Below are 12,832 nucleotides of genomic sequence, written 5' to 3' on the forward strand. Positions count from 1 at the left end.
TGTCCGGGTACAGAGGGAGCTTCACCATGGCAGAGATGACCATCCGTGCCGCTACGCCGGCCGACATCGACCTGATCCATCGCGAACTGATGGATGTGATCGCGACATCCGAATATTACAGCGAGCGCTTCAAGGCCCACGAAATGGGTCGCCTCAACAAGACCTTCCTGCGCAACCTGATCGCACTCGACCCCTGGCACATCATGATCATGTGCGCTGATGGCACGCCGGGGGGCGCCATGGTCTCGGGCCCTGAATGCGGTTCGATCTTCCGCTACTGGAGCTGGGTCTTCCCAAGCCATCGCCAGACCAAGCTCGGCATGTTCGGCATGCGCGCTTTCGACGAGCATTGGGACAATACCCGCTTCCACAAGGCCTATACCTTCGTGCGGCCGGAAAACGCCGTGGCCCGCATGCTGCTCAAGCGCTACGGCTACAAGGAAACCTGCCTGCTGGAGCAGCACATTTTCGGGCAGGACTACCTGCTGATCGAAAAGGCCTACACCAAGGTATCCGAGGACTATGACAGCGGCGTCAATATCGGGCGCCTCGGCCGCCTGAAACAGCGGCTGGAAGGCCTGGTGCGGGCGGCCTGACCGCCCCCACCCCTACTCCGCCGCAACTGTCGCCAGGCGCCGGTTGCGGAACCACTGCATGATGGAAACGTCCATGCCCGCCGTGCGCAGGGCGATCCACCACTGGCCGACCGACCACACCGAAATCGCGATAATGGCCGACAGCGCTGCCCCCATCAGGCCCATCGGCGGCACCAGCAGCCAATTGCCCACCACCAGCGAGCCGATGCCCAGCGCCACGAAGGGCAGGCTGGCATAGGGACGATCGTGGATGGACAGGACCAGCGAGGCCGGACCCATGACCGAACGGATGACCAGCGCCAGGCACAGCACCGCAAGGGGCGCCGCGCCGGCCGAAAAGCTCGGGCCGAACAGCATGAGCAGGAACGGCGCCACCAGCGCCATGCCGGCAAACAGGGCGATGGAAATCACGCTGGCAACGAAATTGGCATCGCCCACCTTGCGCTTGAACGCTGCGCGGTCGGCATTGGCTTCGCTTTCGAACATGTCCGGCATGGTGACGGCGTAAACCGCCGCCACGCCGAAGGAGATCAGCGAAAACAGGCGCGTGCAGACGCCGAATATGGCCAGTTCCTCGCGGCTCAGCGCATGGCTGAGCAGCAGCAGGTCGATATCGAAGAAGAAGTCCGTGGCCAGTGAAATCAGCACCCATGGCAGGGCAAAGCGCCACCAGCGGCGCGACTCGTCCGGGCGGGCCGGGTTCACGTCGGGGACGCGATCAAGCGAGGTGATGACAAAACCGAAATGGGCCAGGGAGATGGTCACCGAGCCGATGGCAAAGATCCACAGCATGAGGGCGAAACCCTCGACCGGCGCGGCAATTCCCATGGTGACGAGGAAGGCGCCCATCACCATCATCGGGCGAAAGATCGTATCGGCAAAAAAGCCGGCAAATGGGCGCTTGAGCCCGACCAGCAGGGCGCCGTTGACATAGACCAGGGCAGCGCTGAAGGCGAGCAGCACGATGGGCACGAAATGGTGGGCCAGCGCGCTCTGCCCCTGCCCCAGCGGCCCGAGCAGCAACGGACCGGCCAGCAGCAGAAGCACCATGGCACCCACGACATGGCCATAGGAGCGCATGAGGAAGACGATCAACTGCTTGCGCTCGCCGCGCGCCCGGTATTCCGCGGCAAAATAGGTGCCGACCGTGTGAAAGCCCAGCGGCATGGTCACGGCGATCAAATTGACCGTGGCAATGACGATCAGATACTCGCCGAGCAGTTCCGGCCCCCAGATGCGCGCGATCAGCGCCTGCGCGAGGAAGATCAGGCCGGCGCCGACCAGGCGGGCGCCAAAGATGATGCCGGACTGCGAGGCCAGGCGCTTGTGTACGCTCATTCGGCAGACTCGCCGGCATCCCGCCGTTGCGTGGGCAGCGTCTTGGGATTGCGCCAGCCGGCAATGGCGCGGCGCACCTTGTGCATGGCATCGCGCGCCGCGAAGGCCCCCGCACCAGACAGGTAGGCCAGCGGCTTGCTGGCATAGTTGGCGACCGGCGGCACCGGGCGGATGACGCCAGCTTCGCCCACCATGCCCTTCTTGAACTGGTGCAGTCCCTGGAAGCCATCGGTGCCGCCCAGATCGTACCAGGTGGCGGCAGTGTTATCGCGCAGCCAGCGGATGATGTGCCAATGCATGAAATAGCCGGCGCGCAGCGGCAGCGCCTTGTCATTGGTGGCGCCATAGAGATAGACGGCGCGGTCGCCCGCCTTGAAGATCAGCCCGCCCGCCACGAGCTCCCCCTCGTGGCGCACGAAGAACAGCTCGGGCCGCAGGGCTGGCACGGCGATCGACATCAATGCCGGGACGGTTTCATAAGCGGAGTAATCGGCAAACTGCTTGCGGTCGGTCATCGCATTGTAGAGCCGATTGAAATCCTCGATCGCCTCGGGCGCAGCGCGCTCGAAGCTCAGGCCCACCTTTTCCGACTTGGTGAGCTGACGCCGCCAGGTCTGGTGGAAGCTCTTGCGCTGCTCGTCGTCGGAGAGGCGCAGATTGACGATATAGCGATCGGGAAAGCCCAGTTCCGAGCCGCGCTTGAAACCGCGGGCCACGAGCCGCTCGTAATCCCGGTTATCCGTGTGGATGGCGGCGCGCGGCAGCACGGAGAGCATCATGCCCCGGGCATCGGCATAGTCGGCGATCATGGCCTCGACCATGCTGGCGCGGATGGCATCGGCATCGGGACGCGCTGCGTCGCGCAACATCGGCGCCCATTTCGCAACGGCAATCCTGCCCAGGCCCAGCGGCAACTTCTGCACCATGACGAGAGCGCCGCCAACCACGTCCCCATCCGCCAGGAACAGCATCGGCTCCTGGACGACCGAGGGCCAGCGCGTGGCGGCAAAGGCGTGCATCTGCTCCTGGCAGACCTCGTCGAAACCGGCGATCGTGTGATCCCATTCCGAGCCGCTGACAATCCTGGTCTGCAGCCGGGCGGAGGAAACTGCGCTGGTGCGCAGGACGGCCTGGCTGGCATTCCCCGCACGGACAACGCTATCGGCGATGACGGACATCGTAGGACTTCCCGCTCTTGTACGTGAGCGGGAAGTTAGTGCGTCGAGGTGTTCAAATCCCTATTCCACGGCGGCAAATGCCGCAAACTTGGAACACTGGTTACCAAAGGCTAATGCGTGGCAGCTGCGGCTTCGCCAACGGCATGCGGTGTATAGAGCAGCGGGATTTCGGGGATGGCGACAAAGGCGCCGAGCCCTTCGAGCGCCATGCGGATGGCGACGAACAGGATGATGATCAGGCCGACCCAGGCGATCCAGCGATGCTTGTGCAGCAGGCCGGCGATGAAGGTGGCGGCAACGCCCATCATCACCACCGACAGGGCCAGGCCGATGATCAGGGCCTCGAAATGGTGGGCCGCGGCGCCGGCCACGGCCAGCACGTTGTCGAGCGACATGGAGACGTCGGCAATGATGATCTGGATGACGGCCTGGCGCAGCGTCTTGCGCGGCGCCTTGCCGGCCACGGTGCCATCGGCATTGGTGTCATGGTCTTCGAGCGCTTCCTGAGCCTCGTGCTCCTCGCCCTGCGAGACGGTCAGCTCGCGATACATCTTCCAGCAGACATAGAGCAGCAGCACGCCACCGGCGATGAGCAGGCCGCCGCCCAGCGCCAGCAGCTGGGTGGTGATCAGCGCAAAGAAGATGCGCAGCAGGGTCGCGGCAATAATGCCGATCAGAATGGCCTTGCGGCGCACATCGGAGGCAAGGCCCGCCGCAGCCAGGCCAATGACCACGGCATTGTCGCCCGCCAGGACGAGGTCGATCAGGATGACTTGAATGAGCGAGCTAACGAAACTCGGGTCGAGACCGAACATGAGGGGATCCTCGTCAGGGGGCCGGAAGGGAATGCCGCCCTATAGCGCTCCGCCCGCGGGCTGGGAAGACCAACTCAGCGGGAATCGACCAAAGTCTGAGGAAATCTGCGCCTTTGCGGGCCAACTGACAGCTTGGCGACAGACTGGACCGTCCTGACCAGGCATTGCTTGATCAAGTGCGGGAAACGCCAATCTACGGGAGGGGGGACTTTGGTGGGCGAGCACGGATTCGAACCGTGGACCCGACGATTAAGAGTCGTCTGCTCTACCAGCTGAGCTACTCGCCCCTACTGGAGCTTCCAAAGTGGCGCCTCTCTATCAAAGGGATTCCGTGCTGTCTAGCGCCTCAGACCACTTTCCTCATTGTGATGGTTTGCTAGAGTGTCGCAGACGCAGCTTGCGTCGCCAAACCAGGGCGGCACGACCATTCCCGAATTTCTGATCATCCCGGCTGCCTGGCTGGCAGCCAATGCAATCAGCCTGCTGGCTGCCCTCGCCATTCTGGTTGCCGGCTGGTACCTGGCCCGGCTGGCGGCAAGGGCCATCCGCCAGCTGCTGCCCCTGGCCTATGGCGTGGACAAGAACTTCGCGCCGCTGCTGTCGCAGGTGGCCCGCTACGGCATCTTCATCTTTGCCATCGTCACGGCGCTCAATCTGCTGGGGGTGTCCAGCACCTCGATTCTCACCGTCCTGGGCGCGGCGGGCCTGGCCATCGCCCTGGCGCTGCAAGGCACGCTGGCCAATATCGCCGCCGGTATCATGCTGATCTGGCTGCGGCCGATCGCCATTGGTGAATTCATCCAGGGTGACGGGGTGGCCGGGGTGGTGGTCGAAATCGGCCTCTTCGGCACGCGGCTGCGCTCGTCGAGCGGGCTCTACATCTTCACGCCCAACCAGAAGCTCTGGTCCTCGGCCATTACCAATCACAGCCGCGAGCCGCGGCGGCGCATCGACGTCAATGTCAGCGTGCCCGACAACATCGATATCGGCAAATCGCGCCACATCCTGCTGCGGGTCGCCACCAGCGACAGCCGCGTCCTGGCTGACCCGGCGCCCAGCGTGCATGTGGACGGCTTTTCGGGGGCGGCGGTCAATCTGCAGTTGCGGGCCTGGGTTGCCACGCCGGATTACCTGGAGGCGCTCTACAGCCTGACCGAGGAGGCCAAGATCGCGCTCAACCGCGAACTGATCGGGACCAAGGCGGAGAAGGCGGGCATTACGGTGGTGCCCGACCCTGCCAATCCAAGCCCCGAGACCCAGTCGGGCAGCTGACGGCAGGTCGAAAAGCGGTGCCGGCGGTCAGGCCGCCGGCACAGGGGTCAGTCAGTCAAAGCCCGCGCGACTTTCGCGGAAGGCCGAGAAATCCAGAACATTGCTGGCCCGGACCGGCTCTGGCTGGCGCACGTCGCTCATCAGGGTGATGGTACGCTCGATGATATAACGCAACTGGCGCGAGTAGCTGTCCGCGCCTTGCAGGATCGTCGCTGCGCGCTGCAGGTGGTCTCGGGCGAGAACATAGGTAGGCGGCATAGCAGGGAGCTCCTTTGGAACCGTTTCAATGAAAACGCCAGGGAGGTGACGCGAGCCAGAGGGTGCTCCCACATGCCTTCCTCAAACTTGCCGGAATCCGTCGCTATTGATGCAAAAGCGATGCATTTGCTGACGTCTCGGAAAGCCCCTGATTCAGCGCCTTCGCGCCAGCCGGTCGTGATGACGGCCTGTGCAAAACCGTTGCAGTCGCGCTCTCCCGACAATCTCTGGCTGCCAGATGCGAGGAACGGACAGGCATGCGACGTCGCGGTTGGCTCTATCTGGCGCTGGCGATTCTGCCCTGGATCATCATCTACGCAATCTACGTGCTGATCTCGTCAGGTGCTGGCTAGTGGGGGCGCGGCACCGCTAAGATCGTCCCCTCACAAGCGAGTCGCTAAACGTGCCCCGTCCTCAGCTGTCGCCCATCACCGCTCTTCTTGCCGAAGCCGTGCCCTTTGTCGGGCCGGAAGCCATTGCGCGCCAGACCGGCGTGGCGCTCCAGGCGCGGATCGGCGCCAATGAGAACCCGTTCGGCCCCGCCCCGTCGGTGATCGCGGCCATGGCGGCCGCGGCCCGGGAGAGCTGGCATTACGGGGATCCTGAAAATCACGACCTGCGCGTCGCCATCGCCAACCACCTGGCTATTCCGGCCGCCAATGTGATGCCCGGTGAAGGCGTCGATGCCATTCTCGGCATGGCCGTGCGGCTCTTCGCGGCGCCTGGGTCGACAGTTGTCACCTCGCTGGGCGGCTACCCGACCTTCAACTACCACATCGCCGGCTATGGCGCCCGCATGCACACCGTGCCCTATATCGGTGACCGCGAAGACATCGACGCCCTGGCCCGGGCAGCGCGCGAGACCGAGGCGGCCATGGTCTATCTGGCCAATCCCGACAATCCCATGGGCAGCTGGTGGGATGCCGCGTCGGTAGAGCGCTTCATTGCCGCCATCCCGGAAAGCACCATGATCGTGCTGGACGAGGCCTATGGCGAATTCGCGCCGGAGGGCACGCTGCCCCCGCTCGACCTCGACCGCCCGAATCTCCTCCGCATGCGCACCTTTTCCAAGGCCTATGGCCTGGCCGGCGCACGGGTCGGCTATGTGCTGGGTGATAGCCAGAACGTCTCGGCTTTCAACCGCATCCGCAACCATTTCGGCATCAGCAACGTGGCCCAGTCTGGCGCCATCGCCGCGCTGGCGGACGAGTCGCACCTGCAATGGTCGATGGCGGCGGTGCGGGCGGCACTGGACGATACGGCCGCCATTGCCCGACGCCATGGGCTGGAGCCCCTGCCTACTGCGACCAATTTCGTCGCTATCGACTGCGGCCGCGATGGCGTCCATGCCAGGGCCATTGTCGATGGCCTGGCCCAGCACGGCGTGTTTATCCGCATGCCGGGTGTGACCGGACTGAACCGCTGCATCCGGGTCAGCGCCGGGACCGAGCAGGACCGGGCCCTGCTTGACCGGGCCCTGGGCGACGTGCTGGCCACGCTGGCCCGATAAATCCGCTAGAACAGCGCCACTGTCGCCAGCAACCCGAGATGATTGGAGCCAAATGCCTCAGGCGTCGGCTCTATCGTCCGGATCAGCGCGGAGCCGCGCGTGAACATGTTGTCGATGGGCAGGCCAAGCGGTCCCAGTTCCACCGGCCAGGTGGCCGGATAGAAGGGTGGTGGCACGAGGTCGAGCGCGTCGGCAAAGCCGGCAACCTGGTTCGACCATGCCGCCGCGTTGAAATCGCCCATCACCAGCACCGGTCCCTCGATGGCCGCGATGACCCAGCGCGCCTGTTCGAGCTCCAGTGCGGCAAAGCCGTCGAAATAGGGCTTGGTCAGGTGCAGCCCGACCACCGTGACCATTTCTCCGCCCACCATCACGCTCGCCTGTGACAGCCGCCAGCGTTCCAGCCCATGCAGCACCTGCCGCTCCGCCGTGACGAAGGGCGTGCGGGAGAGGATGGCCAGGTCACAAAAGATGTCCGGCTCGCAACCCAGCCGATAGGGATAGGCCTGCATGACTTCCGGCCATAGTCCGGACAGACCATCGCCCTCCAGAACCGCGACCACGTCGGCGCCGCTGTCGATGATGTAGCGGGCGGCGTCCGCCCGACGGGAATTGGTGGCGAGCACGTTAAAGCTCAGCGCGCGAAAGCTGGCCTTGGGGGACAGGTCGGCAAGAGAAGCCCGCTGGCCTTGCTGCATGACGACAATGCCGGCGCCCTGCGCCAGGCTGGCGAGAACCAGCCCCAGCACCACGAGCGCCCGGAGCCGCGCGCCGGCCAGCGCCAGCAGGAGCGGCAGCGCCAGTAGCGCTATGCCAATATGGAAGCGCAGGGTGCTGAGCAGTTCCTGCCCGGGTATGCCGAACGGAAAGCTGACGGCCAGCAGCAGCAGCACCGCCACGAAGGCCAGCCCGCTCAGCACGCCACGGATTTCGGAAAGAATCGTCAGCTTGGCTCTGCCGTGTTGGACCGCGCGATAGTGGTGGCCCAAATGGATGAACCGGGCAAGACGCTGGCCGGCAGATCAGCCATGAGGCACCTATGCCTGTGTGATCGGCTTGCACATCTGGATGCAGCTGCTGGCAATGCCCACGAGCTCGCTCTCGTCCCAGATATGGCGGCGCCAACCGGTGGCCTCGTAATAGCCAACCGCCGTGTCCGCAGCATTGACGAACAGCATCTGCGCACCGAAGGCCTGTGCCCGCTCTTCCACGAGGCGACTCAGCACACGCCCGTGTCCCCTGCCCTGTTCTGACGCGGTGATCGCGACGAGGCGGAAAATTGCTGTGCCATCTTCGCGAATGTCGAGGCGCGTCGTGCCCAGCGGCCTCCCGTCGAGCTTGAGCAGATAGGGATGCATGTTGGGCAGCCGCTCGCCCGGATAGTTGGGATCATAGATGCCGAACCGGCCCTTTGCCTCGAACAGCTCCTGCCGGCGGATGGCGTGATACGCGTCCGGCGGGGTTGGTTACCTCGACGAGTTCATAGCCCATTGGCGTCCTCCCTGCCCCGGCCACGATGGGTCGGGGCACGGGGCACACGATTGCTTTGTCAGCCGGCCATGGCGCCCTGCGCCGAGGCGCCGCGTTCGATGAGCAGGCGGTTATAGGCATTGAGATAGGCGCGGGCCGAGGCCACCAGCGTATCCGGCTCGGCCGCATTGCCCGAGACGATACGGCCGTTCATTTCCAGGCGCACATGGGCCGAGGCCTGCGCATCGGTGCCGCCGGTGACGCCATCCACTGCATAGAGCACCAGATGCGGTTCCTGCCCGACACCCTGCTTGATGGCGTTGAAGATGGCATCGACCGAGCCGGTTCCCTCATAGGTCACCGCGGATTCCTCGCCGTCGATGGACAGGGTCATGGTGCATTTGTGGACGCCGCCGGTCTTGCTGACCACTTCCATGTCCACCAGGCGAATGCGATCGCCAACCGAGCCGACTTCATCATCGACCAGCGCCACGATATCGGCGTCATAGACATGCTTCTTGCGGTCAGCCAGATCCTTGAAGCGCACGAAGGCTTCCTGGAAGGCATTGTCGCCCAGCTCGTAACCCAGCTCGCGCAGCTTGTCCTTGAACGCAGCGCGGCCGGAATGCTTGCCCATGACCAGGGTGGTTTCCTTGATGCCGACGCTGGCCGGTGTCATGATTTCATAGGTCTCGGCATTCTTGAGCATGCCATCCTGGTGGATGCCGCTTTCATGCGCGAAGGCATTCTTGCCGACGATTGCTTTGTTATATTGCACCGGGAAATTGGCCGCCGCCGAGACGATCTTGCTGGCACGGGCCAGATGGGTGGTCTCGATCTCGGTGTGATAGGGCATGGCATCGGCGCGGGTGCGCAGGGCCATCACGACCTCTTCGAGGGCGGCGTTGCCCGCGCGTTCGCCCAGCCCGTTGATGGTGCATTCGATCTGCCGTGCACCGCCCGCCACGCCGGCCAGCGAATTGGCCACGGCCAGGCCCAGGTCGTTGTGGCAATGCACCGAGAAGATCGCCTTGTCGGCGCCGGGCACCGACTCGATGATAGTCTTGAACATGTTGAAATGCTCGTTGGGCACGGCATAGCCCACCGTATCGGGCAGGTTGATCGTGGTGGCGCCGGCCTTGATGGCCGCCTCGACGCAGCGCTTGAGGAACTCCATCGGCGTGCGGGTGGCGTCCATGGCCGACCATTCGACATCGTCAATCAGGTTGCGCGCCTGCGCCACGGTGCGCGAGATGATCTCGATGACCTCGTCTTCGGTCTTTTTCATCTGGTGGGCCAGATGGATGGGCGAGGTGGAGACGAAGGTGTGGATGCGCCCCTTGCGGGCATGGCGCACCGCTTCGCCGGCCCGGTCGATATCGGCGGTGATGGCACGGGCCAGACCCGCCACAGTCGCCCGCTTGACCTGCTTGGCCACCGCAACCACGGCCTCGAAATCGCCATTGGAGGCGATGGGAAAGCCCGCTTCGATGATGTCCACGCCCATTTCGTCGAGCGCCTCGGCAACCTGGAGCTTTTCCTCCAGCGTCATGGTGGCGCCGGGCGATTGCTCGCCGTCGCGCAACGTGGTGTCGAAGATGAAGACGCGGTCTTTATTGGTATCGGTGGTCGCAGACATATCGGTATTCCTATCGGTCGGCCCGGAGCGACGGCTCTGCAGGCCGGACATTGACTGTACGGCTTGTGGCTCTATCCCCTGACGACCCGCTCGGTTGCCGAGCAGAAGGTGATCAGGGGCTGATAAGAAGGAGGAGAAGCGCAGCAGGCAGCAACAGCAGGCCAGCAGCAAGCGCCAGAACGCGCACGCGCTCCTGGCGTTGTGTCATGGCAATGGCAATTGCGCGCTTGCGCTGCATGGGTCCGGTTCCGATTTCGGCCAGAATGCGCGAATCCTCCGCCCCGTGCAAGCCCGCACAATGGCCGCAGTTGATTTTTTGCTACAGTCGGTGCGGTTAGTTGAAGGCCAGGACCGCCGACAGCAGCACTCCGGCAAAGGCGAGGCCGGTCACCTTGTGGGCAACGCCCGCGCGGCGCCCTGCCTCGACGTCCCCTGCCTGCGACTTCTTGAAGTTGATGCCACCATAGATGATCGCGGCCAGCATGACCGCCACAAGCAGCATCTTGATCCAGAACCAGGTGTTGGCTCCCTCGAGCCCACCATAGCGCAGCCAGAGGATCAGCGGGCCGGTGACCAGCAGCGCCACCATGGCGACCTTGCCGACCTGCGACAGCCTGTTCATGACGCCAAAATAGCCCTGCCGCATCTCGGGCGTCGCCGTTGCGAGCCGGGCGCCGATGACCGGCCCGACAACGCTGTTCGAGCCGCCGGCCACAAAGGCCAGGATGTGTATCCAGATAAGCAGATTGATGACGACGTCCATCGCCCACTCCCCCGTTCAGACCCGCTCCAAAAGTAGCACGGTTCGCGACAAACGGCCAAGCCGCCGCTTAGTCGTCCAGGTCGAGCACGCCTTCGGCGACGACCACCGCATGGCCGCCAATGCCGCCATGCACGAGCACATCGTTATCCTTGCGCAGCTGGATGGTGATGCGGCAGGGCCGGCCCATTTCGTGGCCCTGGCGCAGCACGAAATCGGCCTGGCCGGTGCCGATATCGGCCTGCTCGGACAGCAGCCCGATCAGCGCCGCCGCTGCAGCGCCCGTGCCAGGGTCCTCTCCCAGCCCCATGCCGGGGGCAAACATGCGCGCCGCCAGGTCATTGTCCTTTTCCCCGGGCGTCTCGGTGAAGACGTAGACCGAGTTGTGGCCATGCGGGAACGTGTGAGCCCACTGCCCCATATTGATGGCGATGCGCGCCAGCACGCCCGGATCGCGCACCGGCACCAGATGGAATTCCACGCCCGCGCTGAACACTGCCGGCTGATAGGGACCACAGCCAAGCTCGTCCAGCTCGATGCCCAGCGCCAGGGCCAGCGCCGCGCGATCATCAAGCGAGGCGATCCGCACGGGCAGGCGCGGCAGCGCAAAACGCGCCTCGCCGGAGCGCTTGTCCGATTTCTCGAACAGGGCCGTGATGAGACCGACCTTTTCCTCGATGCGAACGGCAGAGACCTTGTTCTGCAGGCCCAGCACCACCGCGGCACCGACCGTGGGGTGGCCAGCAAACGGCAATTCCACCTCGGGGGTGAAGATGCGGACCGCGGCGGTGTTGCGCTCGGCCTGGGGCTTGAGGATGAAGACGGTCTCGCTGAGGTTGAACTCGCGGGCAATGGCCTGCATCTCCCCGTCGAGCAGGCCATCGGCCTTGCACACCACGGCGAGCTGATTGCCCTTGAGGCGCTCGCGGGTGAACACGTCAAGCAGCAGATAATTGAGCTTCATGCTCGCTCCTATTGGGTCGGCAGGGCGTAGATGGCACGATCAAGCCCGAGATGATCGCAAAGCGCATCGACCGCGACGCCGTGGTCCGAACGACCGGGCAGGCCGGAAATGGTGAGGCAGCCGATAATGCCGGCGCCCTTGACCCGGATGGGGAAGCCGCCGCCTGCAATGACGTAGTCGGCCGGGTCGGCGCCCGATTGCGGGCTGAACGGCACTTCGCCCCGCTCCAGCACCATTCGGTAGCTGGCGCGCTGGAAGCGGCGGACCGTGTTGATCTTGCGGCGCACCCATTCGGCATTGTCCGCGCTGGTGCCGGGCGTCGCGGCAAAGAATACCTGCCGGTCCCAGGTGCGGATATCGACCACAAGGCTCATCCCCTCGGCCAGGGCCCGCTCGCGAATGGCGCTGCCCAGCGCAAAGGCAACGGCCTCGTCGAACTGGTCCAGCACCAGTTCGGCTTCCTGCTTCTTGACGAGCGCAATGTCTTCGGCGGCGGCCATGTCAGCTGTCCTTGTGCGTCGAGCGGGTCCAGGCGTCGAACAGTGGCGTACGATCGGTCGCGCCCTTGGGGAAGTTGACCTGGGCCGGGTCGATCTGCACCCAGACGGCCTTGCTGTCCGTCCAGATATTACCCACCGGCGCAGCCCAGTCGAGATCGTCCAGCGTCCCGGCCCGGACGACCTTGATGCCCGGTGCGGGAGGGTCGTTCCACAGCCAGCCATGGCAGCGGGCGCAGAAGTTCATGACAATCGCATTGCCGCTGTCGGCCGTCTTGCGATATTGCGCGATCTCGCCCGACAACAGTTCGAAATCGCTGTCCTTGACGATCATCGACATCGACCAGGCGGCGCCCGAGAAGCGCTGGCAATCCTTGCAGTGGCAATTATAGACCGATAGCGGGCTGGCCTTCAGCCGATAGCGCGCCGCGCCGCACTGACACCCGCCCTCGACCGGAAATTTCGGCAAATCCATCGCGCCCTCCCGACTCGACCTTGGTCGAGGGTTCTAGACCAAGTTGGCGCCGGACAGAAG

General features: G+C 64.5%; 15 protein-coding genes and 1 tRNA gene. 3 read left to right on the top strand and 13 right to left on the bottom strand.

Annotated elements, in window-relative coordinates; all coding sequences use genetic code 11:
* The first annotated feature begins 26 nt into the window (after nucleotides 1–26).
* A complete protein-coding gene (locus tag ACLI1C_RS12720) occupies nucleotides 27–596 on the top strand; it encodes a hypothetical protein (RefSeq protein ID WP_411397326.1) in 570 nt (189 codons plus the stop codon).
* A gap of 12 nt (nucleotides 597–608) precedes the next feature.
* Here ACLI1C_RS12720 and ACLI1C_RS12725 read toward each other — a convergent pair whose 3' ends face one another.
* The 4 genes from ACLI1C_RS12725 to ACLI1C_RS12740 all read right to left on the bottom strand — a co-directional run bounded on the left by ACLI1C_RS12725 (nucleotide 609) and on the right by ACLI1C_RS12740 (nucleotide 4,214).
* Nucleotides 609–1,934 carry a lipopolysaccharide biosynthesis protein gene (locus tag ACLI1C_RS12725; protein WP_411397327.1) on the bottom strand — a complete coding sequence of 442 codons (1,326 nt, stop codon included), beginning with the start codon at nucleotides 1,932–1,934 and terminating at the stop codon, nucleotides 609–611.
* The gene (locus ACLI1C_RS12730) at nucleotides 1,931–3,112 is read right to left on the bottom strand and encodes a lipid II:glycine glycyltransferase FemX (RefSeq protein WP_411397329.1); all 1,182 of its coding nucleotides are present in this window, start codon (nucleotides 3,110–3,112) and stop codon (nucleotides 1,931–1,933) included. Before ACLI1C_RS12730 ends, ACLI1C_RS12725 begins: the two co-directional genes overlap by 4 nt.
* Before the next feature lie 110 nt (nucleotides 3,113–3,222).
* The gene (locus tag ACLI1C_RS12735) at nucleotides 3,223–3,927 is read right to left on the bottom strand and encodes a YjbE family putative metal transport protein (protein ID WP_411397331.1); all 705 of its coding nucleotides are present in this window, start codon (nucleotides 3,925–3,927) and stop codon (nucleotides 3,223–3,225) included.
* 211 nt (nucleotides 3,928–4,138) lie between these two features.
* Nucleotides 4,139–4,214 (bottom strand) — tRNA-Lys (locus tag ACLI1C_RS12740).
* Between the two features lie 94 nt (nucleotides 4,215–4,308).
* Between ACLI1C_RS12740 and ACLI1C_RS12745 the strand changes: the two genes are divergently transcribed.
* Complete coding sequence (locus ACLI1C_RS12745) at nucleotides 4,309–5,199, top strand: mechanosensitive ion channel family protein (RefSeq protein ID WP_411397332.1); 891 nt, start codon at nucleotides 4,309–4,311, stop codon at nucleotides 5,197–5,199.
* Nucleotides 5,200–5,250: 51 nt separating this feature from the next.
* Here the strand turns inward: ACLI1C_RS12745 and ACLI1C_RS12750 are convergent, their stop codons facing one another.
* Nucleotides 5,251–5,457: a hypothetical protein gene (locus ACLI1C_RS12750; protein ID WP_411397334.1), complete on the bottom strand. Its 207-nt coding sequence runs from the start codon at nucleotides 5,455–5,457 to the stop codon at nucleotides 5,251–5,253.
* 403 nt (nucleotides 5,458–5,860) lie between these two features.
* Here ACLI1C_RS12750 and ACLI1C_RS12755 point away from each other — a divergent pair, with 403 nt between their 5' ends.
* Nucleotides 5,861–6,967 carry a pyridoxal phosphate-dependent aminotransferase gene (locus ACLI1C_RS12755; protein ID WP_411397335.1) on the top strand — a complete coding sequence of 369 codons (1,107 nt, stop codon included), beginning with the start codon at nucleotides 5,861–5,863 and terminating at the stop codon, nucleotides 6,965–6,967.
* A 5-nt stretch (nucleotides 6,968–6,972) separates the two neighbouring features.
* Here the strand turns inward: ACLI1C_RS12755 and ACLI1C_RS12760 are convergent, their stop codons facing one another.
* The 8 genes from ACLI1C_RS12760 to ACLI1C_RS12795 all read right to left on the bottom strand — a co-directional run bounded on the left by ACLI1C_RS12760 (nucleotide 6,973) and on the right by ACLI1C_RS12795 (nucleotide 12,772).
* Nucleotides 6,973–7,956, bottom strand: a complete 984-nt coding sequence (locus ACLI1C_RS12760) for an endonuclease/exonuclease/phosphatase family protein (RefSeq protein ID WP_411397336.1) — start codon at nucleotides 7,954–7,956, stop codon at nucleotides 6,973–6,975.
* Nucleotides 7,957–8,004: 48 nt separating this feature from the next.
* Nucleotides 8,005–8,406 (bottom strand): GNAT family N-acetyltransferase, encoded by a 402-nt coding sequence (locus tag ACLI1C_RS12765; RefSeq protein WP_411398325.1) that lies wholly within the window; start codon nucleotides 8,404–8,406, stop codon nucleotides 8,005–8,007.
* A 110-nt stretch (nucleotides 8,407–8,516) separates the two neighbouring features.
* Nucleotides 8,517–10,076, bottom strand: a complete 1,560-nt coding sequence (locus tag ACLI1C_RS12770; protein WP_411397338.1) for a 2-isopropylmalate synthase — start codon at nucleotides 10,074–10,076, stop codon at nucleotides 8,517–8,519.
* A gap of 112 nt (nucleotides 10,077–10,188) precedes the next feature.
* The gene (locus ACLI1C_RS12775; RefSeq protein WP_411397340.1) at nucleotides 10,189–10,314 is read right to left on the bottom strand and encodes a hypothetical protein; all 126 of its coding nucleotides are present in this window, start codon (nucleotides 10,312–10,314) and stop codon (nucleotides 10,189–10,191) included.
* A 96-nt stretch (nucleotides 10,315–10,410) separates the two neighbouring features.
* Nucleotides 10,411–10,839, bottom strand: a complete 429-nt coding sequence (locus ACLI1C_RS12780; protein WP_411397342.1) for a hypothetical protein — start codon at nucleotides 10,837–10,839, stop codon at nucleotides 10,411–10,413.
* Between the two features lie 67 nt (nucleotides 10,840–10,906).
* Nucleotides 10,907–11,800 carry a PhzF family phenazine biosynthesis protein gene (locus ACLI1C_RS12785; RefSeq protein ID WP_411397343.1) on the bottom strand — a complete coding sequence of 298 codons (894 nt, stop codon included), beginning with the start codon at nucleotides 11,798–11,800 and terminating at the stop codon, nucleotides 10,907–10,909.
* A gap of 8 nt (nucleotides 11,801–11,808) precedes the next feature.
* Nucleotides 11,809–12,300 (bottom strand): heme-degrading domain-containing protein, encoded by a 492-nt coding sequence (locus ACLI1C_RS12790; RefSeq protein ID WP_411397345.1) that lies wholly within the window; start codon nucleotides 12,298–12,300, stop codon nucleotides 11,809–11,811.
* 1 nt (nucleotide 12,301) lies between these two features.
* The gene (locus tag ACLI1C_RS12795) at nucleotides 12,302–12,772 is read right to left on the bottom strand and encodes a GFA family protein (RefSeq protein WP_411397346.1); all 471 of its coding nucleotides are present in this window, start codon (nucleotides 12,770–12,772) and stop codon (nucleotides 12,302–12,304) included.
* Nucleotides 12,773–12,832: the final 60 nt, after the last annotated feature.

It is taken from the genome of Devosia sp. XGJD_8 (assembly GCF_046614475.1).
In the GTDB taxonomy this organism is placed as follows: Bacteria; Pseudomonadota; Alphaproteobacteria; order Rhizobiales; family Devosiaceae; genus Devosia.